Annotated in this window: 13 protein-coding genes; 7 read left to right on the top strand and 6 right to left on the bottom strand. The window is 69.6% G+C overall.

Going from position 1 to position 23,235, the window contains the following annotated elements; genetic code table 11:
- Window positions 1-5: 5 nt before the first annotated feature.
- From hpnD to VE326_05510, 4 genes are all read left to right on the top strand, one after another.
- Entirely contained in the window at window positions 6-818 is an 813-nt protein-coding gene (hpnD, locus tag VE326_05525) for a presqualene diphosphate synthase HpnD (GenBank protein HYJ32661.1), read from the top strand.
- Between the two features lie 5 nt (window positions 819-823).
- Window positions 824-2,137 (top strand): hydroxysqualene dehydroxylase HpnE, encoded by a 1,314-nt coding sequence (gene hpnE / locus VE326_05520; GenBank protein ID HYJ32660.1) that lies wholly within the window; start codon window positions 824-826, stop codon window positions 2,135-2,137.
- Window positions 2,134-3,312, top strand: a complete 1,179-nt coding sequence (mutY, locus tag VE326_05515; GenBank protein ID HYJ32659.1) for an A/G-specific adenine glycosylase — start codon at window positions 2,134-2,136, stop codon at window positions 3,310-3,312. The genes hpnE and mutY overlap by 4 nt, the downstream gene beginning before the upstream one ends.
- Before the next feature lie 85 nt (window positions 3,313-3,397).
- Window positions 3,398-5,902, top strand: a complete 2,505-nt coding sequence (locus tag VE326_05510; GenBank protein HYJ32658.1) for a S8 family serine peptidase — start codon at window positions 3,398-3,400, stop codon at window positions 5,900-5,902.
- On the opposite strand, the gene VE326_05505 is transcribed toward VE326_05510, so the two are convergent.
- From VE326_05505 to VE326_05490, 4 genes are read right to left on the bottom strand one after another with little or no spacing between them, the layout of a single operon-like run.
- Entirely contained in the window at window positions 5,895-7,856 is a 1,962-nt protein-coding gene (locus VE326_05505; GenBank protein HYJ32657.1) for an aconitase family protein, read from the bottom strand. The two genes, VE326_05510 and VE326_05505, sit on opposite strands and share 8 nt — an antisense overlap.
- 37 nt (window positions 7,857-7,893) lie before the next feature.
- Window positions 7,894-10,410: a protein kinase gene (locus VE326_05500; protein ID HYJ32656.1), complete on the bottom strand. Its 2,517-nt coding sequence runs from the start codon at window positions 10,408-10,410 to the stop codon at window positions 7,894-7,896.
- On the bottom strand, window positions 10,407-12,893 hold the full coding sequence (locus VE326_05495; protein ID HYJ32655.1) for a protein kinase: 2,487 nt from the start codon (window positions 12,891-12,893) through the stop codon (window positions 10,407-10,409). The genes VE326_05500 and VE326_05495 overlap by 4 nt, the downstream gene beginning before the upstream one ends.
- A gap of 47 nt (window positions 12,894-12,940) precedes the next feature.
- Window positions 12,941-15,406, bottom strand: coding sequence for a M1 family aminopeptidase (locus tag VE326_05490; GenBank protein ID HYJ32654.1), 2,466 nt, complete (start codon window positions 15,404-15,406; stop codon window positions 12,941-12,943).
- Window positions 15,407-15,482: 76 nt separating this feature from the next.
- Here VE326_05490 and VE326_05485 point away from each other — a divergent pair, with 76 nt between their 5' ends.
- A complete protein-coding gene (locus tag VE326_05485; protein HYJ32653.1) occupies window positions 15,483-16,466 on the top strand; it encodes a permease in 984 nt (327 codons plus the stop codon).
- Between the two features lie 73 nt (window positions 16,467-16,539).
- A complete protein-coding gene (locus tag VE326_05480; protein HYJ32652.1) occupies window positions 16,540-19,797 on the top strand; it encodes an FG-GAP-like repeat-containing protein in 3,258 nt (1,085 codons plus the stop codon).
- 23 nt (window positions 19,798-19,820) lie between these two features.
- Here the strand turns inward: VE326_05480 and VE326_05475 are convergent, their stop codons facing one another.
- On the bottom strand, window positions 19,821-20,546 hold the full coding sequence (locus VE326_05475; protein HYJ32651.1) for an SDR family oxidoreductase: 726 nt from the start codon (window positions 20,544-20,546) through the stop codon (window positions 19,821-19,823).
- Window positions 20,547-20,592: 46 nt separating this feature from the next.
- Window positions 20,593-21,255 carry an alpha/beta fold hydrolase gene (locus tag VE326_05470; GenBank protein ID HYJ32650.1) on the bottom strand — a complete coding sequence of 221 codons (663 nt, stop codon included), beginning with the start codon at window positions 21,253-21,255 and terminating at the stop codon, window positions 20,593-20,595.
- Between the two features lie 70 nt (window positions 21,256-21,325).
- Between VE326_05470 and VE326_05465 the strand changes: the two genes are divergently transcribed.
- Window positions 21,326-23,235, top strand: a 1,910-nt coding sequence (locus tag VE326_05465; GenBank protein HYJ32649.1) for a thiamine pyrophosphate-dependent enzyme, incomplete at its 3' end; no start/stop codon positions are given.

Raw genomic sequence — 23,235 nt, 5'->3', positions numbered from 1 at the left:
CGGTGATGCGCCGCCGCAGCAACTTCGGCGTCGCCTTCGCCATCCTGCCGCGCCCGCAGCGCGAGGCGATCCGCGCGGTGCACGCCTGGAGCCGCGCGCTCGACGACGGCGTGGACGAGGATTCGGATACCGACCGCGCGCGGGCGCGCCTGGAGCGCTTCCGCCGCGAGCTGGTACTTCTCTACGAAGGGGTGCCCGAGGAGCCGCTCACGGCGGCGCTCCGCCCCCACGTCGAGCGGTTCCACATCCCCCGCTTCTACTTCGACGAGCTGATCAACGGCGTGGAGATGGATCTCTCCCATCGCCGCTACGGCACCTTCGCGGAGCTGCATCGCTACTGCTACCGGGTCGCTTCCATCGTGGGACTCATCTGCCTCCGCATCTTCGGCGAGGCGGAGGAGCGCGGGCGGCGCTACGCCGAGAACCTGGGGCTCGCGCTCCAGCTGACGAACATCCTCCGCGACGTGGGAAGCGATCTCTCGCGCGGCCGCGTCTATCTTCCGACGGACGAGCTGGCGCGCTTCGGCGTGAGCGAGGAGGCGCTCCGGCTGTGCCGGCGCGACCGGGCGTTCCTGGACCTGATGCGCTTCCAGGCCGAGCGGGCCCGCTCCTTCTTCGAGGCCGCCGAGCGCGAGGTGTCGGCCCTCGACCGGCGGCGGCTCCTGGCCGCGGAGATCATGGCGGGCGTCTATCGCCGCCTCCTGGAACGGATCGAGGCCTCCGGCTTCGACGTGCTGTCGCGCGAGGTCCGCGTTTCGAAGCTGGAGCGCGTCTGGATCGCGGCGAGCACGGCGCTGGCCGTGCGCAGCCCGCGCTGACACGCGTGGCGCGCCCCGACGTCGTGGTCGTGGGCGCAGGCTTTGCCGGCGTGGCGGCCGCGACCGCCCTGGCCGAGCGGGGGGCCCGCGTCCTCGTCTTGGAAACCCGGCAGCGCCCGGGCGGCCGCGCCTACTCCTGGACCGATCCCACCACGGGCGAGCTCCGCGACAACGGCCAGCACGTGCTCGCCTCCTTCTACGACGAGACCTGGAAGCTCCTGCGACGCATCGGCACCGAGCGCGAGCTGGAGGCCGACCCCGCGTTCCGCCTCCGGTACTGGGAGCGCGGCCGCGGCGAGTACGAGATCCGCTGCCCGCGCCTCCCCGCGCCGTTCCACTGGATCGCCGCGATCGCCTCCTGCCCGCGCCTCTCGCCGGCCGCGCGGCTGGCGGCGGCGTCCCTGCGTCCCAAGGCCGAAGCCCTCTCCCGGAGGGACGCCGACCGCCGCACGGTCGCGCAGTGGCTCCGCGAGGAGATCCGGGAGCCCGACCTCGAGACGATCCTGAGTCCGCTGGCCCTGGCGGCGCTGAACGAATCTCCGGAGGAGGGATCGGCCGCGCTCTTCGCGCGGGCGTTGGACCGGCTCCTCGCCGCGCCCGCGGCGGCGAGCGGGCTCGCGCTCGCGCGGCGCGGCCTGGGCGATCTGCTCGCCGGATTCGAGAAGTACGTGGCGCGCCCGGGCGGTGCGGTGCGCTACCGCGCCACCGCACTCGGCGTTCGCGTCGAGGGCGGCCGCGCGGCGGGCGTCTCGCTCCTGGGCGGCGAGCGGATCGAGGCGGGAGCGGTGATCCTGGCCGTGCCGCACGAGCGGGTGACCTGGCTGTTGCGCCCCGAGCTGGCCGAGCCCTATCGCGCGATCGCCGCGGTTCCCTGGTCTCCGATCGTCTCCACCGTGCACGTGTACGATCGCCCGGTGCTCCCCGCGCGCTTTCTCGGCCTGATCGGAACGAAGACGCAGTGGGCGTTCGACCGCGGCGCCGCGGGGGCCGGGGTGGGAGCCGGCTTCGCGGTGGGCACGGTGCGGAGCGCCGCCTTCGCCGACGCGGGGCGCGCGCCCGAGGCGATCGCCGCGGAGACCACGGCCGAGCTGGCGGAGGCCTTCGGCGCCGCCCGCTGCGCGCGGCTCATCGGCGCCCGCGTCTACAAGGAGCGGCGCGCCACGATGCGTGCCACGCCCGAGGCGGACGCGCTTCGCCCCGCGACCCACACGCGCGTGGAGGGACTCTTCCTCGCGGGGGACTGGACCGACACCGGCCTCCCGCCCACCATCGAGAGCGCGGCGCTGAGCGGACACCGTGCGGCGGAGGCGTTGTCGTGAAGCGCCCTCCCGTTGTCGTGAAGCGCCCTGCCGCGTCCAGCGCGGCCTCTGCCGAGCTGCGAGCGCTTCGCGCCGCCGTGCTCCGATGGTACCGGCGGAACCGCCGCGACCTTCCGTGGCGAAGGACGCGCGATCCCTACGCGATCTGGGTGAGCGAGATCATGCTCCAGCAGACTCGCGTGGAGACCGTGATCCCCTATTACGAGCGCTTCCTGACGCGCTTCCCCACGGTGCGGGCCCTCGCGCGAGCGCGCGAGGAGGACGTGCTCGCGGCGTGGTCGGGGCTGGGCTACTACCGGCGCGCGCGGGGCCTCCATGCCGCGGCCGCCGTGATGGTGCGCGAGCACGGCGGCCGCGTTCCCGACGACCAGGAATCGCTTCGCGCGCTGCCGGGAGTCGGCGCCTACACGGCAGCCGCCATCGCGAGCGTGGCCCACGGCATGTCGGCAGCGGCGGTCGACGGAAACGTGATCCGCGTGCTCGCCCGGATCGCGGGGCTTCGGGGCCGCCGCGACGATCCCGTCCTGCGGCGCGAGGTCGAGGGCTTGGCGACGCGCCTGGCCGAGGGCGTAAGCCCGGGAGACTGGACGCAGGCGCTCATGGAGCTGGGGGCGCTGGTCTGCGCCCCGCGCGCCCCGCGCTGCGATGCGTGTCCCGCCGCGGCCCCGTGCCTGGCGCGCCGGAGCGGCGATGCCGCGGCCTACCCCGAGCCCGCGAAGACGGCCTCGAGCCTTCCCACGCGGCGCGTCGTGATGCTCCTCGCGCGGCGCGGAGCGAAGATCCTCTTGGTGAACGGCGAAGCCGGCGGCTCACGGGGCGCTTCCGACGCCAAGGGTTGGAGCCTCCCGATGGCGGACACCGCGGCGAAGGCGCGAGAGGGGACCGCAGGCACCACCCCGCAGGGGACGGAAGGCGCGGCGCGCGCCGCGGCGGTTCGACTCTCGCGCACCTGGACGAAGGGGGCGCCGGTGACGGGACCGACGCGACGCTTCCGGCACCGCACCTACGCCGAAGACCTCCACTTCGAGGTGTGGGAATCGCTCGATCCGCCCTCGAAAGGAAGTGCGGCCGCAGAGGCGCGCTGGGTCGACCCCGCGCGCCTGGACGAGCTACCGCTGCGCGGACCTACCCTCAAGGCGGTCAAGGGGTTACGTCGCCGCCCTGAACGCGCCTGAATCGATCCCGCCGTGGTATAATCTAAGACTCGATCCGCCCATTCCGAGCCGTACGAGCCACACCCGTGTCGAGGTGAACGACTTCATGCGCCGTGCTCCCCGCCCCTTCGCGTCCGCCGCGCTCTTCCTGACACTCGCACTCTTCGCCTCTTCCGCAACCGCCGCTCCACGATCCGTCTCCCCCGCGCTCGCGCACATCGAGCCCGGGACCGATCTCTCCGACCGCTTCCTCACGAAGGGACGGAACGGCGAGACGATGATCGAGCTGATCGTGGAGGGGGACGTTCCGCCCGGACTCCTTCGGGCGCGCGGGATCGAGGTGAACACGGTCGCGGGACGGATGATGACGGCACGCTGTCCGATCGGGCTCCTCCAGGCCCTGCTGGCGATGCCGGACGTCGACCGCGTCAGCGTGGCCGAGCGCTGCAAGCCGAACCTGGACCGGAGCGCCCCCGACACGCACGTGAACGCGCTCCGCACCATCACGCCGCCCGTGATCACGGGACAGACCGGCGCGGGCATCCTGGTCGGCGACGTCGACACGGGCGTGGATCTCGGTCACCCGGACTTCAAGCACCAGGATGGGACGACGCGGCTGCTCTCGGTGTGGGACCAGACCGCGAGCACGGGCACGCCGCCGGCCGGATTCACGTACGGCGCGGAGTTCACGGCGGCCCAGATCAACGCGGGGACGGCGACCGAGACGGACACCGACGGGCATGGCACGCACGTGCTCGGGATCGCTGGCGGCAACGGGAGCGGCACCGGAAACGGCCAGCCGGCCTTCACGTACGTCGGCATGGCGCCCGAGGCCGATCTCGTCATGGTCAAGACCACCTTCGCGACCTCGTCGATCATCGACGGCGTGAACTACGTCTTCCAGCGCGCCGCGGCGCTCGGCAAGCAGGCGGTGGTGAACCTGAGCCTGGGCACCGAGGACGGTCCGCACGATGGCACCTACGGCTTCGACACGATGGTGAACGCGCTCACCGGCCCCGGAAGGATCGTCGTCGCTTCCGCCGGAAACACGGGCGAGGACGACATGCACGGGCGGCTGGACCTGAACGGCACGACGCCGCAGAGCATGACGGTGACGGTCCCCACCTACACCAAGAACGCGGGCACCCAGAACGACTACCTGCTCTTCTCGGGCTGGTACGCGGGCGCCGACCAGGTCTCGCTCACGATCATCACGCCCTCGGGCACGACCATCGGCCCGATCGCCACGGGGCTCTCGAGCACCTCCAACAACACGGGCGACGGCTACATCAACGCCTACAACGGGACGACGGCTCCCGCCAACGGCGACCACGAGATCTACGTCGAGATCTTCGACGCTTTCGCGAACAAGGCGCCGAAGAGCGGGACCTGGGAGTTCCGTCTCACACCCGTCGCGCTGATGACGACGGGCATCGCCGACATGTACCTGTACGGCGACCACCTCGGCAACGGCGCCTCGCTCGCGCGCTTCGTCCAGGGGAACACCTTCGGCGGCGTGGTGGGATCTCCCGGCTCGGCCGACTCGGTGATCACCGTCGCCGCCCACGTGACCAAGGAGTGCTGGACGGCTGTGGACGGAAGCCGCTACTGCTGGAACCCCACGCCCACCGTGAACTCCATCGCCTCCTTCTCCAGCCAGGGTCCGCGCCGCGACGGCGCGCTGAAGCCCGACCTGAGCGCGCCGGGCTTCGGCGTGGTGTCCACGAAGTCGAGCCTCTACAACCCGGCGACCGCGCTCATCGCGCAGGACGGCGTGCATCACATCGAGGCGGGCACGAGCATGTCCTCGCCGCACGTGACCGGCTCGGTCGCGATTCTCCTGGCGCAGGCGGCGTGGGCGGGACAATCCCCGTCGGCGATCAAGGCGCGCCTGCGCTCGACCGCGCACGCCGACGCCTTCACGGGATCGGTGCCGAACAGCGTGTGGGGCTACGGCAAGCTCGACATCCAGGCGGCGGCCGCGCCGCTCTTCCTGGCGACGGTGACGCATCCCTCGAAGGGCGCGCAGATCCCGCCGGGCAAGCCCGACTCCATAACCGTGGTGGTGGGCGGCGCATCCGCCGACTCCGTGGAATTCGACCTCTCCACCGACGGCGGCGCGACCTATCCCGTGCGGCTCGGCACCCTCTACGGGGTGAGCCCCGGCCCGCCGCGATCGCTCGCGTACTTCGTCGACGGCGCCTACTCGACCCTCCAGGCCAAGGTGCGGGCGACCGCGCACGCGGGGGCCACGACCTACGTCGCCTCCTCCGACAGTCTCTTCCTGATCTCGGCTCCGGCCGCGGTCGAGGTGGACGCGTCCTCGCCACGCCCGCGCTTTGCGCTCGCCGCGAACACGCCCAACCCCTTCAACCCGGTCACGACGATCCGCTTCGAGCTGGCCCAGGGCGGCCGCGCTTCCCTGCGCGTCTACTCGGCGCAGGGGCGCCTGGTGCGCACGCTGGTCAACGAGCGGCTCGATGCCGGCGGGTATCGCATCCGGTGGGACGGCCGCGATGAGGCCGGCCGCGGGGTGGCTTCGGGAATCTACTTCTACGAGCTGAACGAAGGGTCCCGCTCGCTGACGCGGAGAATGAGCCTGCTCAAGTAAACGCCTCCGGGTCCCACACCAGCCCCAGCTCCGACGGGGGCGCCATGTAGCCGGCCAGCGCGGAGGAGGCGACCACGGCCGGGCTCGCGAGGTAGCCCTCGCCGCCCACGCCCATCCGGTTCTGCCAGTTCCGATTGAACGAGGTGATGGCGCGCTCCCCCGATTCCAGGGCGTCGGGACCCTGGCCGAAGCAGGGACCGCACCACGACTCGCGGATCTCCGCGCCCGCGGCGCGCAGGACCTGGGCGATCGATTCCCCGTTCAGGCGGGGATCGGGGTTTTCGATCTGCAGCTTCACCGTGCCGCTTCCCGGAAAGACGATGAACTCGTGCTTCCCCTTCACGCGGTCGATCCCCATGGCCCGGGCTCCACGCAGGACGAGCGCCGCCGAGAGCAGGTCGTCGTAGCCGCCGTTGGTGCAGCTTCCGATCATCGCTTTCTGGAACGTGAGCCGCTCGGTCGCGACCTCTTCGGCGGGATAGGCGTTCCCGGGACTGAACGGCTTGGCGATCATCGGGGCGACGCCCGAGAGGTCGAGCGTCTCGTCCAGCTCGTAGACCGCGTCCTCGCCCGGCGCGACTCTCGGGTAGCGCAGCTTGAACCCGCGGTCCCGGAACCACTCGTCGGTCACGGCATCTTGCGGGAAGATCCCGTTCATCGCCTCCGCCTCGGCCATCATGTTGGCGATGGTGTTGCGGTAGGGGATGGGCAGCTGGCCTCCCTCGTCCAGGAACTCCACGCTCATCCCCTGCGACTGCTTCACCCCCCAGCCGGAGAGGAGCTTCAGGACGATGTCCTTCCCGCCCACCCACGGCTGGAGCTTCCCCCGGAACGCGACCCGCCGCTGCTTCGCCACGGTGACGTAGACGTACCCCGTCGCCCAGCCGAAGCCGAGCGTGGTGCTTCCCACGCCAATTCCTACGGCGCCGTAGGCGCCGTAGGCGCGGCTGTGGGAGTCTGCCCCCGGATAGAAACCGCCTGGAATCACGAGCCCCTGCTCCGGGAAATAGAAATGAAAGATCCCGGTCCCGGGCGGCGCGTAGTACGGGGCCTTGATCCCATGTCGTGCGGCGAACTCGCGCGAGATGCCGGTCTGCTTCTCGTCGGCGTCCTTCCCGGTAAAGACGAAGTGGTCGTTCGCGATCGCCGCGAGGCGTGGAACCGCGGCCACGTCCCCCACGATCTGGCGGAAGGTGTGGATGGAGAAAGGCGCCGTCCCGTCGGACGCGGGAAGGAGATCGGCGTAGGCCTGGATCGTCGCGCCGGGACGAACCTCGGCGTTCTTGTCGACCCGGTGCGCCCAGAGGATCTGCTCGGTCGCGGTCATCCGGCTCGCGGTGATCGGATCGGGGAATTCGACCGCCGGAACCCGCCCCCGCGCGGCCGAAACCTCGCGCCGCCCCATGGCGAAGATGCCGCCGCCTTTCCGGATCTCCTCTTCCTTGGCGGTGAGCGCCTTGGGCACGTAGCGCTTCCCCTGCGTCACGTTCGTGAGCTCGCGCGACTCGACGTCCAGCTCGAACTCATCCCCGTCGCGCGCGTCCTCGACCGCTTCGGGACTCTGCACCACCTGCAATCCCAGGTTGAGCGCGTTCCGCCGGAAGATGTCCCCCATGTTGCCGCCGCAGACCACGACCATCTCGAGCCCCGCCTCCTCGGCGATCCCCTTGAGACCCGCGGGCGACATCTCGCGCGAGGAGCCGATCGCGAAGCGGTCGCCCGCGACCAGGAAGGTCTCCCCCCCGTGCACCCGCGCGCGGAAGTCGGGCATGACGTGGCGGAAGGCGCCCGACTTCCACTTCTCGTCCAGGGTGGCGAGACTCTCCGAGACGCAGTCCTCAGCCGGCGTGATCTGGTCGGTATCGATGGCGTCGCGCTTCTTCCCGGGGCGCTTGGGGTCCCACAGGATGAGCGCCTTGCCGCGGATCTTTCGAGAGACGGTCGTCAGGTGCATGGGGTCAGTGTAGCGCGGTGCGGCGCCCGGGCGCCACTTAGCGTAGGTCGCTGACGACGAACAGGTCGTTGACGTACTGTCCGAACGAGCCGAGATACCGCGCTCCGTCCGGGGTGACGAGCACCGAGACGAAGGATTCGGTCCCGTTCCGCGTGACCGGCTCGATCACGAGCCACGACTCGCGCCGCCCGGATTCGACTTCGATCCGGTCGACCGTGCAGGGAATGGCTCCTCGCCGGAAACTGTAGATGTACCTGCCGTCTTCGGTGAATTGACAGGGGCGTTCGTCCGTCTCGAGGCCGGGAATGACGCGCGAGGGCCCGCCATCTACCGGAAACAGGGCGAACGCCCCGTCCGCCCGGGTCGCGAGAACGGCGCTTCCGTCCGGCGTGGGTCTCGGATGACGCACCGTGATCGGCTCGCGCGTGATGCGCTGCAGGTCCCCCGATTCCAGGTCCAGCCGGTAGAGCGCTCCCTCCCGTCCGGGTTCGTGCCCGACGATCACGGCGGAGCGCCCGTCCGGAAACGGCCGGCCGAAGTGAGGGACGATGCCTCCGAGACGGATGCGCCTCGGCTCCCCGGCTCCAAGAGGGCAGATTCCGACGACCCGCTCCGAATCGACGACCTCGATCGTCAACGCATGCCGGTCATCGGGCAGAAACCCCATCCCCACGCCTTCGCCGATCCGGATGGCGGGCGATCCGTCCGTCCCTCGAACGTATACGGCCGCGCCGTGCATGATGCCGGGGCCGGTCTCGTCGAAGAGAGCCATCGAGCCGTCCGTGGTGAGGTCGCGAGCCAGGCTCCAGTCGAGCCAGGAGAGCTCCGTCGTGTCGGCGCCCTGAGCCTCGCGCGTGCCGGTCTGGAGCCTCAGGCGCGGCTTCATGCGCCCGATCAGGACCTCTCCGGATTGCGCGAAATCGTAGAGCGTGGGCCAGCCGAGGGTCTGGTAGACCACACGCACGCTCCCGTCGAGCGTCACGCCATAGATGAGCCCGGATCCCTGCCCCTCCGCGGTGCCCCCGTACCAGATCTCGGTCCCGTCGGGTCGCCAGACGAGGGAGCCCGCGCTGTTGAGTCCGCGGACCAAGGTCTTCGGGGGTCGCCCGGGCTCCAGAACCTTCACGTCGCCCGCGTTGTCCCCGGCGACCGGATGCTCGAAGAACGCGATCTGCTTTCCGGATGGAGCGACGCGGACATGGCTGAACCATCCGGTCGTGTCGTGCACCGCCGTCCCGAGGGGGTATTCCAGTCGGAAGCGGCCGTCCACGAGACGAATCGCGGCGAGCGACCGGCCGCCGGGTCCCCAGTCGGCCATGAAGACGTCCTTCGCCAGCTCGCGGGGAACGCCGCCCAGCATCGAGACGCGCGCGAGCGTGTGGAGCTGGATGAAGCCGCCCATGTCCCGAGGGTGCAGACCGATGGCGAGCTCGGCGGCCGACGAGACCGAGAGCAGCTCCGCGTTGCCCAGCTGGAGCGGCTGATAGTCGGGATTGTCCGTTCGCGACAGATAGATCCGGGGCGGCTGCCCCTCCCACGCGGCGCGGTACAGAACGGTGACGCCGTCCGGCGCAAACCGCGCCGCCGAGAGGTATCCCTCGCGGAACGTGAGCTGGCGGATCTTGAGGTACGAATCGACCGCCTGCATTTCTGAGTGGGACCCTGCCGCCTCGCGCGTCGAACCGGCGGCGCCCGCCAGGATCTCCAGCGCGTAGGCCAGATCGCGCGCCGATTCGAATCGGGTCTCGGGGCGCTTCTCGAGGCAGCGGCGGATCAGCTCCGACAGTCCCGGCATCGCGCCCTCGACAGCCGGATCGAGCGGCTTGGGGTCGGCGGTCAGGATGGCCGTCACGCGATCGGCCGCCGTATCCGCCGGGAACGCGAGCCGCCCCGACACGAGCTCATAGAGGATCGCGCCCAGCGCGAAGAGGTCGGCGCGATGGTCCACCGACTGATCACGTAGCTGTTCGGGAGCCATGTAGGAGACGGTTCCCAGGATGGTGCCCGAGGCGGTCATCGAAGCGAACACCGGCGTCGTCTCGGCGCCGGCCGAGGCCTCGCCGGCGACCAGCTTGGCGATCCCGAAATCGAGAACCTTCACGCGGCCGTCGGGCAGCACGAAGAGGTTCTCGGGCTTGAGATCGCGATGCACGATCCCCTTGGCGTGCGCCGCGGCCAGCCCCTGCGCGGCCTGCCCCAGGAGCGCCGCGGCCTTCGCGGGCGGGAGCGGTCCGCGGGAGAGGAGCGATCGCAGGGTCTCCCCCTCGAGCACCTCCGTCACGAGATAGGGCGTCCCGTCGGTCGCGCCCACGTCGAAGAGCGTGACGATGTTGGGGTGGTTGAGCGCGCCCGCCGCGCGCGCCTCGGCCTCGAAGCGCCGCTGCCGGTCGGCATCCGCGGCGAAGGCGCGCGGGAGCACCTTGACCGCGACGTCGCGTCCCAGCCTCGAGTCGCGGGCGCGATAGACCTCGCCCATGCCGCCCGCGCCCAGGGGCGCGACGATCTCGTAGGGCCCGAGACGGGTTCCGGGAGCGAGGCCGGTCAGGCCGCTCATGGAGTCAGCCCGGTCACGAGAAAGAGCTCCGACAGCGTGCGCGAGTAGCTGCATACGTAACGCTCGCCGTCGGCGGAGAGCCAGACCGCGTTGGATCCGGTCACGCCTCCCGTGCTCCGAGGATGGATCTCCATCCACGGCTCCGCCCGCCCGCTGGCCAGGTCGATGCGGAGCACCGGCGTGGGAACGCGCCCGCGCTCGAACGCGAAGACGGCGCTCCCGTCCGGGCTCCAGCCGATCCCACGATGCTGGCTTCCCAAGGCCTCCAGGACATGCGGTTCGCCTCCGGCCACGGGATAGATCGAATGTCCCCGAGGGCTCAGAACGAACACGAACGCGCCGTCCGGAGAGACGGAGCAGAAGCTGATGAAGGTTCCCTCCTCGGTCAGCGGCCGGAGGACGCGCGTGGCAAGATCGTACCGGTAGAGCCTGGGACGCCCCTGGGGTTCGTGCCCTCCGATGCAGATCGCCTTGCCGTCGGGAAACCAGGCAGCTCCCATGCCCCGGACAGGCGCGATGCGATGCGATTCGGCGCTTCCGATCCCGATCGGCACCAGCTCGAAGCCCGTGGGATTGGTCGGATCGATGACCATCGCGGTGCGGCCGTCGGGAGACAGTCGGACGCCATCCCCATCCGCGATGGGGACCGGCGGCGAGCCGTCGGTGCCGCGCACGAATACCGTGGGATGTCCCGCGCCCAACCCGGTCTCGTCGAACAGCACGGTGCGGCCGTCGGACGTGAGATCGCGCGCGAGCGACCAGTCCAGCCAGGAAAGGTCGCGCGACGGGTCCTGGCCGCGCGTTCCCGTCTCCAGGAGCATCCGCGGGCTTCGCCGGGTCAGGAGGACATCGCCGGCGTCCGATACGTCCTCCACGAACGACCAGTCCGGCGTGCGATACGCAGGGCGATACCCGCCTTCCAGAGAGACGAAGAAGATCCCGCCGCTTCCATCGGCTTCCTGGCCGGACATCAATACGTGGCGCCCGCCGGGAAGGAGAACGCCTCCCGCGACCGAGCTGAATCGCTCGGTCGTCAGGCGTTGCCCGCCCTCCCGTCCGACGATCATGGGATACCCCGCGTTGTCTCCGCGCGCCGGATGATCGACGCAAAAGACCCTCCCATCCGGCAGGACGCAGGGGCTGCTGAACCACCCGTTCGTCTCGGCCAGCACGGTCCCGAGGGGGTATTCCAGGCGCGCGGCCCCGGAGAGGAAGCGAACGGCGGCGATCTGGCGCCCATCCGGACCGAACGTTGCCTGGAAGACCTCGTCGGCCACTTCCCTCGGGGTGCCGCCCATGAGCGGCATGCGGGCGATGACGCCAAGCACGACGAAGCCCCCGACGTCGCGGGAGCGAAGCCGGACCAGGAGCTCGTCGCTCCGGGAGATCGAGAGGACCCGGGCACCCGGCACGTTCAGCGGGCGGTGCTCATGGCTCCCCACGGGCGCGAGATAGAGATCCTTCTCATCCGCACCCCAGTTGGCCGCATAGACGACCGTGCGTCCCCCGGACGCAAACCGCGCGCCCGAAACGAGCCCCTCGCGGAAGGTGAGCTGGCGGAACCTCACGTCCCGCGGCGCGACCGCGGCCTCGGCACGCTTCGGAGCAGCGGGCCCCCCCTTCTCCTGAGCGGCGACCAGAAGTCGGAGCGTGAACGCGAGGTCGCGAGCGGAATCGAAGCGGTCCGAGGCGCGCTTCTCCAGGCAGCGTCGGATGACCGCCTCGAGCCCGGGAATCGCCGCGTCGACGCTGGACGGCAGCGGATCGGGGTCGCGCGTGAGGATCGCCGTCATCCGGTCCGCCGGCGTCTCGCCAGGAAACGCCCTCCTGCCGCTCGCCAGCTCGAAGAGGATCGCGCCGAGCGCGAAGAGATCGGCGCGATGATCGACCGGCTGATCCCGCACCTGCTCCGGGGCCATGTAGGACGCGGTCCCGAGAATGGTTCCCGTCATCGTGATCGAGTGGAGCTGCGGGCCGGTCTCGTCGCGCGCGGGCGCGTCGGTCGCGGTCAGCTTGGCCAGCCCGAAGTCGAGCACCTTGAGGCGGCCGTCCGGCAGGAGGTGCAGATTCTCGGGCTTCAGGTCGCGATGGACGATTCCCTTGGCGTGCGCCGCGGCCAGAGCCTGCGCGGTCTGGATTCCCAGGTCGGCGACGCGCGCGGGCGGGAGCGGTCCCTCGGCCAGAACGTCGCGGAGGCTCTGCCCCTCGAGCAGCTCGCTGACCAGGAACGGAATTCCATCCTGGGTACCGAGATCGAAGATGGCGGTGATGCCGGGGTGGTTGAGCGCGCCGGCGGCGCGCGCCTCGTGCTCGAAGCGTTGGAGGCGCTCGCGGTCGCGCGCGAACGCGGGCGGGAGCACCTTGACCGCGACCTCGCGTCCCAGTCTCGGGTCGCGGGCGCGATAGACCTCGCCCATCCCCCCGGCGCCGAGGGGAGCGACGATTTCGTAGGGACCCAGGCGGGTCCCCGCTTCGAGCGGCATCGAGTCTTTCCGGGAACGGGAAGCGGCAGCAACGGAACCCGGGAAGACTACCGCCCCTTGCGCACTCCGTCGAGGGCGTCGCGCAGCGCCGCGCGGGACATGTCGAGCGCCTCGCGCTCCAGCGCGGCGGCAATCGCGGACTCGGCCTTCGGCGACTTGATCTTCCAGAGCGACCACGCGGCGGCGTTCCGGACCCGGAACCAGCGGTCCGAGAGCAGCTCGACCAGGCGCGCCTCGGCGGCGTCGGTGCGGATCCCGAGCTTGCCGATCGCCTTGGTGGCGCCCGCGCGCCCCTCGTTCCGGTAGCGAAGCGAGGTGTGCTCCAGGTAGACGTCCAGGGCACGCGGGTCTTTCAGCAACGCGAGCGCGTCGAAGGCCAGGATCTGCAGCATGTCGCGGTGGCTGGGGCGCGGCAGCTCGGCCACGATCCGCTCGAACGCGTCGGGCCGCTTCGCCCGGGCAATGCCCAGGAGCGCCCACCCCACGTTGAACGTGCTCGCGTCCCGGCTCACGCAGCGCTGGAGCAGCTTGACCGCGGCGGCATCGCCGATCCAGCCCAGCGCCCAGATCGCGCCGCGCCGGACGCGCGTCTGCTCCTTCAGCGCCGAGGGTCCGAGGCGGTCGGCGACGCCGGGGATCCGGGCGCCGATCTCCCCCAGCGACACGGCGGCCGCGGCGCGCACGCCCCAGAAGGGATCGCGCTTCAGCGCCGCGAGGAGCCCGGCCACGACGCGCTCGTCGGAGCGGGCGGCAAGCTCGCGCGCGCACCGTACCCGCTCCAGCGGAAACCCGGAGCGCTTGAGCCCGTAGAGGAGCTCCTCGTCGGAGCGCGGGAAGTCGAGGAGCTTCATGACGTGGTGCTCGGGATCGACCGCCACGTAGCGCGGGCGCGAGGACAGCGGGATCTGGACCGTCTGCCGTCGGTCGCGGATCTCGATGGGGATGCGGCGCGTCTCGCCGGAGGTCGCGATCTCCACCTGCATGGGGACGCGGAACACCGGGGTGATCCGGTCCTCGGGCTGAATCTGATGGAACGTGAGGGTGAGGCAGCGGGCCGCGTCGTCCCACTGGCGCTCCACCTTGAATTCCGGGTGGCCCCCCGCGTGCACCCACTGGTCGAAGAACCAGCCCAGGTTCCGTCCCGTCTCGTCCTCGCACGCGCGACGGAGGTCGGCGGTCTCCACGGGCCCGAACGCGTGGCGGCGCACGTAGCGCTTGAGCGAGCGGCGCCAGGCGTCGTCGCCCAGCACGGCGCGGAGCTGGTGCAGCACCAAAGCACCCTTTTCGTACAGATGGCGGTCGAAGATCTCGTTCGGATACTCGTAGCGGCGCTCCACCAGCGCGCGCCGGTACTCGCATCCGTCCTCGACGAGGTAGGAGCACATCTGCTCCAGCCGCCCGAAGTCGGCGTCCTCCTGCCCCGCGTCCGCCTCGCGCGTGACGATCTCGGAGTAGGTGGCGAACCCCTCGTTGAGCCATCCCTCCGACCAGTCGCGACAGGTGACGAGGTCGCCCCACCACTGGTGCGCCAGCTCGTGGGCGATCAGCATGTCGTAGCCCTCGTCCAGCGAGTCGTTCGGCATCTCGAGGATGCGGTCGAAGAGGGTCGTCGCGCTGGTGTTCTCCATCCCGCCGAACGTGAAGTCGGCCACCAGCGTCTGCGCGTATTTCGGAAACGCGTAGGGGTGGCCGAACACGCGGGTGAAGTTCGCGATCATGCGCGGGGTCTTGCGGAATGCGGCGCGCGCGGCGCGCTCCTTGCCCCGCGGCACGTAGTAGAAAAGCGGCGTCGAGCCCGCGCGGTCGCGCAGCTCCACGTACTTGCCGACGACGAGCGAGGTGAGGTAGGCGGGATGCGTGGTGTCGAGCTTCCAGTGCCAGGTCACCGTGCGGGCGCGGCGGTTCGGCTTCCGCCCGATCAGCCGGCCGTTGCCCACGACGCGGTACCCCGCCGGCGCCGTGACGATCTGCTCGTGCGTGGCGCGGCTCTCGGTGCTCTCCAGGCAGGGCATCCACCAGTGGGTGTCGTCCGCCTGGCCTTGGGTCCAGCCGCCCGGCGTGCGCTCCGGCTCCGCCTCGGTCGGGCCCACGAAGGTGAACCCCTTCCGGGGATTCGTGGCGTAGGCGATCTCGACGGTGATCCGCTCGCCGACGCCGAGCGCCCGCGGAAGCGTGATCCGGATCTTCTCCCCTTCGAGGAGGTAGGAAAGGCTCTTCCTCCCCGCGCGCACGGAGGCGATCCGCAGCTCGGCCGCATCGAGCGCGGCCTCGCGCAGCCCCTCGCGCAGCGACTCCAGGGTCAGAGCGGCGCGCCCGCGCAGCTCCTTCCGCTCCAGATCCACCTCGAGGGCCGTCTTGTGGTGGCGGACGTGGAATTCCAGGTCGGGCCGAGGATGTTCGGATCCCGACCAGGCGGAGCGCCCCGTGGGCGGAAAGGGCTCGAACGGGGGCGTTTCCATGGCCGCCCGGCGGCCCAGAAACGCGGGATGGAACAGCGGATCACGGATCGTCATCAGTCCCCTCCACGTTGGAGCCGCATCGTGGCCGAGGGGGCGCAACCTGTCAAGCAAGCTGGGGTAGAATCCCGGGATGGACCTCTCCCACGCCCTGTTCGCGATGGGCCGCGTCTTCGCCGACGCCGCCGTCGAGATCATCCCTCTCTTCCTTCTCGCCATCCTGATCGGCGCCTGGATCGAGGAGTATGTCTCGGAGCAAACCATCACGCGATTCCTGACCGGCCGCCATCCCGCGACGATGCTCCTCGCCTCCATGACCGGCGCGGTGATCCCGCTCTGCACGTGCGGCATGGTGCCTTTGGCCGTGTCGTTGCGACGCCGCGGGAGCGATCTCAAGCACACGTTCGCCTTCCTGACCGCCGGCGCCTCGGTCAGCGTGCCGGTGCTCCTGCTCACGGGAACCGTCCTCGGGGCGCGCTGGGCGCTCGCGCGCTTCGTGGTGTCGGTGGTCTTCGGACTGGCCGTGGGCTACGCGGCGGTTCGGGCGCTCCGCAGCGTCGCGGACCGCTCGGCGGAGCCGGCGGGCCGGGTGCAGCATGGGGACCACACGCATGGGCCCGGAGGAGTCACGGCCACGCGGCCCGGCCCGGAGCCCGACGCCGAGGAGTTCGACGTGGCCGAGATCCGGGGACGCTCGCGATTCGCCTCGGTGGCCCGGCGCTTCCGCGGGCAGATCGTGGAGTACGGACCCTGGGTGCTGGTGAGCCTCGCGGTCGCGGCGGTCGTGGACATCCTGGTGCCGCGCCACTGGGTGAACGTGCTCTATGGCGAGCGGACGTTCGCGGGGTCGTTGCTCGCGGCGCTGAGCGGCCTCCCCTTCTACTTCTGCTCGGGAGCCGAGCTCCCGCTGGTCCGCGAGCTCTTGCTGAAGGGAATGGGACCCGGCGCGGCCGCCGCCATGATGCTCTCCGTCCCCATCGTGAACATCCTCACGTTCGGGGTCGTGTCGCGGTGGATCGGAGCACGGGGCGCGTTCGTATACCTGGCGCTCTGCGTGGTGTTCTCGGCGGTGCTGGGCGAGCTCACGGGCGTGGTTTGGGGGTTCTTCAGGCTTTAGCGGGCCCGGGGCCCGGGCGTGCTACTATCGACGCGGATCCAGCGACAACCTAGCTCCTGCCCGGGATGCTCCCATGATCGCGACTCGCGCTTTCGGATCCCTTCGTGCCCTCGGACTGTTCCTTCTCATCCTCGCTCTTCCCTTGGCCCACGCGGCCGCGCAGTACATGTACCTCGACACCAACGGCGACGGCATCCACACCGCCGCCGACGTGGTCGCCGGAGGAACCACCTCGGTCGACGTGTGGCTGCGCACGAACGTGAACCGCGACAGCTCGCCGGCTTCTTGTGTCACGAGCGACGGCGACCTGACGATCAACTCCTACGAGTTCATTCTGCGGACATCGAACGGCACGGTCTCGTGGGGCGCCATCGAGAACCGGATCGCCGCGTTCTCGATCCCCTACGGGATCGAATCGTCGGGCTCCGACTACCACGCCGGATACGTGAGCGGAACGATCCTGCCGCCGGGCGACTACCGGCTCGCCACGGTTCCGATCACGGTATCGGGAGGCACGCCGTCGATCGAGATCGCGTCCTCCACCCCCATTCGCGCCACCTATGGGACGTCGTTCGGGGCGCAATGTTTCGGCATCGACTTCGACAACACCATGAAGCTCGGCCAGGAGTGGAACGACACGGACGGCCTGGCCTGGGGCGGCACCGCGAATCGCGCGCCCACCCTCGAACAGCCCTCCGACATGTCGGTCGTCGAGGGAGCGACGGCGGACCAGACCCTTTCGGCGACCGATCCGGACGGCGACGCGATTACGTTCTCGGGCAGCCCTCTCGGCTTCATGACGGTCACGACGGCGAGCGCGGGGACCGGCTCGGCGTCGGGGACGATCCGCCTGGCCCCGGGAGCCAGCGACGGCGGCAACTACCTTGCCGAGGTCTGGGCGACCGATGGATTCGCGACCGATCGAAAAACGTTCCATATCACAGTGATCGAGGGGCTCTCGATCGACGTCGGCCCGGTGGCGAACATGACCGTCGACTCGTACGGGTTCGCGACGCAGGCGGTGACGGCTCGCGATCTGGACAATCGGCCGCTGACGTTTGCCAAGGCATCGGGTCCCGATTTCGTGTCGGTCATCGATCGGGGCGTCGGAGCCGCCGAGATTCGCCTCGACCCGGGCCTCTACAATGCCGGCGTGTACCAGGCGTCGGTCGTGGTACGCGACGGCGTCTCGCCGGACGTGACGCGCGCGTTCCAGATCACCGTGGCTCCTCCCCCGCCATGCGGCCCCGGGTACTGCTTCTTGGAGCGGAACTGGATGACGCCGGGGGAATTCTCGTTCGAGACCCATCTGGCCGACGTGAATGGAGACTCGCGCCTCGATCTGGTGACGGCCGTCTACCATCGGGTCCTCGTGCGCCTCGGACTAGGCAACGGAGCGTTCGCGCCGCCGATCGAGAGCACGTATCAGGGCTATGACCTGATCGACCTCTACCTGTCCACGGCAGCGGACGTGAATGGGGACGGCCGTGCCGACCTGCTGCTTCCTGTCCGGGACAACAACGACACCCAGCAGTCGCTCCTCCCTCTGTACGGCCAGCCGAACGGTTCCATGATCGTCGGTCCCCCCATCACCACCGTGGACACCCGTGGCAAGCCGGTCGTCGGAGACCTGAACCGTGATGGGATGCCGGATATCGTCATCGGACTCGAGAATTGCGGGCTCGGCTGCTTCCAACATCAGTTGCTGATCTTCTTCGGGGCCCCCGGTGGCACGTTCTCCGAGCCCGCGGTCCTGACCCTTCCCGACTTCATCCACCAGGTCGATCTCGCGGACATGAATACCGACGGGTCGCTGGATCTCGTCATCGCGCACGGCGATTTCATTGAGGCCTACAGCGTCTTCCTGAATCGCGGAGACGGAACGTTCGATGCGGGTCACTCGACCCAGAGCTCCTACGGCTATCAGAGCCGGGACCTGGTCGTGGGTGACTGGAACGGAGACGGTCTGCCGGACCTGATCTCGAGCATCGGGTGGGGTCCGCCCGGCGCGAGCGAGGTCCTCCTGGGTCAGGGGAACGGACTGTTCACCAAGGCGGCCCTGGCCCGTACCGGCGTCTTCGGCGAACGCCTGTCCGCCGCGGATTTCAATGGCGACGGAAAGACCGATCTGATCGTGGCCGGCTGGACCTCGGGTCTGCCCCCATCGCTCGGGGTCACGCTCCTCGTCGGGAAAGGTGACGGCACGTTCCAGGGGCGGGTCGATCTTCCGGCGGGTCAGGGAGCGACCAACGCCGACGTGGGGGACCTCAACGGAGACGGAATGGCCGATCTCGCGTTGAACGACACACGGACCTTGAGGGTGCTGTTGAGCCGGGGATGGGCACCGCAGCCCAATCGCCCTCCCTACTTCAGCGGCCTTGACGGCGAGTACCATGCGGACAACCGGACCCAGCCCTACTTTTATATCAGCGCGCGTCTGGACGATCCCGACAACGATCCGTTCCAGGGTTTTTCCGTGGACCAATCGAGCCTTCCCTGGTCACTCATCAGCTTCTCTTCCGTCATTCCCGGCTGGTTCGAGGGATTCGGGTACGTCTACCCGGTCATACCGCCGGGAACGTATCCAATCACCCTCACCGGCACGATGGGGGGCCAGACCGTCACGAGGACGGTCAAGCTCGTCATCACCGGGGTGGCGCCTGAAGTCTATTCGTTCGAAGCGGTCCAGGACGCGAACTCCCGGTCCCTGGCGCTCGCGGGCACGGCCCCCCGCTCCTACTGCTTCGGGATCGAGCCCGTCGGGGGCCGCTTCCGCGCGTGGGACGTCGCGATCGACAGGATCGTCATGAAGAGCGACCTCGGGACGGTCTCGAGCATCCACGCGCTCACGAACAAGGGCACGGTCGTGGTCGATCGCGACAACGACGGGATCCAGGAGATCGAGGCCTGCTTCTCGGGAGCGGACCTGGCGAAGCTCTTCTCAACCGTATCGGGTCGCAGGCAAGTCACCGCGACGGTCGAAGCCTACACGTACGACCTCCACAAGATCACCGGGACGATCATGCTGAATGTCGTGGGAGGCGCGGATGGAGCGCAGACGGCCGCGTTCGTCTCGCCCAATCCCCTTAACCCCGAGGGTGTGCTCGTCTTCGGCATGCCGAGCGATGGGCCGGCGCGCGTCGAGCTGTTCGACATTCGCGGGCGCCGGGTCCGGACGCTCGTGAACGAGGCCTTCGTGGCGGAGGGGCGGCACGAGGTCCGGATCGACGGCACGAACGGGCGTGGCCAGCCGCTCGCGTCGGGGGTGTACTACTACCGGGTCACCACGCCGGGCGGAACGAACAACGGACGGTTCGCGATTCTGAAGTAAGACAGCGCCCGATCGGCGGCCAGCTACTTCCTCGGCGGCTGGCTCGGGCGGATCTCCACGCGGCTCTGCAGCGACCGCCCCGGGAACCGCAGCAGGTCGACCACGATCTCACCGATGTCCTCGGGCTGGATCTTCCAGCCCTGCGATGGATCGGGCTCGTGGCCGTTGAAGTAGGTGTTCACGCTCCCCGGCATCAGGTAGCTGACGCGGATCCCGTCGTAGCGGATCTCCTGCATCACCGCTTCGCTGAATCCGTTCAATCCGAATTTCGACGTGTTGTAGGCGGCCGCGCTGGGGAAGGAGGTCTTCCCGGCCAGGCTCGAGAGATTGAAGATGTAGCCGCCGCCCCGCGCGCGCATCCGGGGGATGGCAGCCCGCGTGCAGAGGAAGACGCCGGTGAGATTGGTTTCGATCACGGCGTTCCACTCCTCGAGCGAGATCTCCTCGACGTTCTTGAAGAGACCGATACCCGCGTTGTTCACCAGCACGTCGAGCCCATGCCACTTCGCGTCCACCGCGTCGAACAGCGCGCGCACGTCGTCCTCGCGGCGCACGTCGCAGATCTGACCCAGGACGCGCCCCGCGTGCTCCCGCTCCAGACTCTTCGACACCGAATCCACCTCGGATCGGTTCCGCGCCGAAACCGCGACGCGCATTCCCTCCGCAAGAAGGGCCCGCGCGATCGATAGTCCGATTCCCTTGGTGCTGCCGGTGACGACGGCCACCTTGTCCCGCATGTCGGTGCTCACGATGCCTCCCGTGAATCGGCGCCGCCCGGCTCGCGGTGGCGAGCGCTCACGACGCCTCCAGCCCCAATCCCTGCCGCAGCGCGGCTTCCAGGGGCGCCAGGTGTCCCGTGAAGAAGTGATCGGCCCCGGGGACGATCTTCGCCTCGACCGGTCCGAGCGGCCGGAGCCGCTCGACCAGGCGCGCGATGCCCGCGGGGCTGCCGTACTGGTCCCGCTCCCCTTGGATGATCAGGAGCGGCCCCGGGAGCCGGGTCAAATGGTCGAACGAGCGGTCGTCCACGTTCCGGTCGACCGGCAGGCCGAGCAGGATCATCCGCTCGACGTTCGGGTCGCCCATCGCCCACTTGGAGGCGACCCACGATCCGAACGAGAAACCCGCGACCAAGAGGGGGATGGTCCCGGTCTCGCGCCGGGCGTACGCCGCGGCGGCGGCCACGTCCCCGACCTCGCCGTCCCACCCGGAATAGGTTCCCTCGCTCGCGCCGACCCCGCGGAAGTTGAAGCGCAGGGTGGCGTGCCCCGCGTCGTGCAAAACGCGGAAGACGGTGTAGACCACCTTGCTGTGCATGGAGCCGCCGTGGGCGGGATGCGGGTGGGCGATGACGGCCGGGGGGAGCCCCCGGGCCGGGTCGTCCCACAGCCCTTCCAGGCGTCCCTCCGGTCCCTGGAAATGGACCGGCTTCACGAATCGCGAGGCGGCGGACTTCACGCTCGGGAGTCTCTCCGCTATACTTGTGGGGCTCAAGTCGTAATTCCCCCCGTCGAGGAGGTTCTCTTCCGTGGCGCTCCGGGCCGATACCGCTACGTTTTATGGGCTCAACCGATCCGACCTGGTCGACATCTACCGCGTGATGCTCCTCTCGCGGCGCATGGACGACGAGGAGATCAAGCTCAAGAAGCAGAACCTCATCTACTTCCAGATCTCGGGCGCTGGCCACGAGGCGATCCTGACCGCAGCCGGAAAGGCGCTGCGCCCCGGCCACGACTGGTTCTATCCCTACTACCGGGATCGCGCGCTGATGCTCTGCCTGGGCATGACCCCGCTGGAGATGCTCTACGAGGCGGTGGGCGCCAAGGACGATCCCAATTCGGGCGGCCGCCAGATGCCCTGCCACTGGGGGCTCAAGCGGGCGAACGTGGTGTCCCAGTCCAGCCCGACCGGGACCCAGTTCCTCCAGGCCGTCGGCTGCGCGGAGGGAGGACGCCTCCTCGCCACGATCCAGGAGATCGCGGAGAAGCGCCCCTTCCACGAGGACGAGCTGGTCTACGTTTCGGCCGGGGACGGCACCACGAGCGAGGGGGAGTTCTGGGAAGCGATCAACAGCGCGGCGGTGGCCCAGCTCCCCGTTCTCTTCCTGATCACCGACAACCAGTACGCCATCTCGGTCCCGGTCGAGGCGCAGACGCCGGGAGGCGACATCGGCCGCTGCATGGGCTCGATCCCCGGGTTGCGCGTCATGAAGTGCGACGGCACCGACCCTCTCGAATCGTTCAAGACGGTGACCGAGGCGGCGCATCACCTCCGCGCCGGACGCGGCCCGGTGCTGCTCCACGCGCTGGTGATCCGCCCCTACGGGCACTCCATGTCGGACGACGAGGTCTCGTACAAGCCGCAGTCCGAGCGCGAGGCGGAGGCGAAGCGCGATCCGCTCCATACCTATCCCGAGTTCCTGATCAAGGAGGGGCTCGCGACCCGGGAGCAGATCGAGAAGATCCAGAAGGACGTGGAGGCGGAGATCGCCGAGGCCGAGGCGGCCGCGCTCGCGGCGCCCAAGCCGGCCGCGGATTCCCTCTACGACCATCTCTACTCCCCCTCGGTGGATCCCACGAGCGCCGCGTTCGAGACCGAGCCGCGTTTCGAGGGGCAGCCCGAGACGATGGTCACGCTGATCAACCGCTGCCTGAAGGACGAGATGGCCCGCGACGCGAGCATCGTGCTGTTCGGCGAGGACGTGGCCGACGCCACGCGCGAGCAGGCGCTGAACACGGTCCCCGGCAAGGGGGGCGTGTTCAAGGTGACCTACGGGCTCCAGAAGCAGTTCGGGAAGCGGCGGGTCTTCAACTCCCCGCTCGCCGAGGCGAACATCGTCGGCCGCGCGATCGGGATGGCCACGCGCGGGATCAAGCCGGTCGTGGAGATCCAGTTCTTCGACTACATCTGGCCCGCCATGATGCAGATCCGAAACGAGCTCGCGATGCTGCGGTGGCGCTCGAACGGCGACTTCGCCTGCCCGCTCGTGATCCGCGTGGCGATCGGCGGATATCTCCAGGGCGGATCGATCTACCACAGCCAGAGCGGGGAGAGCATCTTCGCGCACATGCCGGGCCTACGGATCGTCTACCCCGCGAGCGCCGTGGACGCGAACGGGCTCCTGCGCAGCTCGATCCGGTGCGACGACCCGGTGCTCTTCCTGGAGCACAAGAACATCTACCGCCAGCCCTACGCCAAGGGCCCCTACCCCGGACCCGACTACATGATCCCGTTCGGGAAGGCGCGCGTCGCGCGCGAGGGGAAGGACGTCTCGGTCATCACGTGGGGCGCCACGGTGAACCGGGCGATGCAGGCCGCGCAGAAGCTCGAGGCCGAGGGGATCTCCGTGGAGGTGGTGGATCTGCGGACGCTGCTCCCCTTCGACCGGGAGGCGATCGCGGCCACCGTCCGGAAGACGGCCCGCGCGCTGGTGCTGCA

Source organism: Candidatus Binatia bacterium, assembly GCA_035631035.1.
Lineage (GTDB): Bacteria > Eisenbacteria > RBG-16-71-46 > SZUA-252 > SZUA-252 > DASQJL01.
This window is presented reverse-complemented; position numbering and strand designations above follow the sequence as displayed.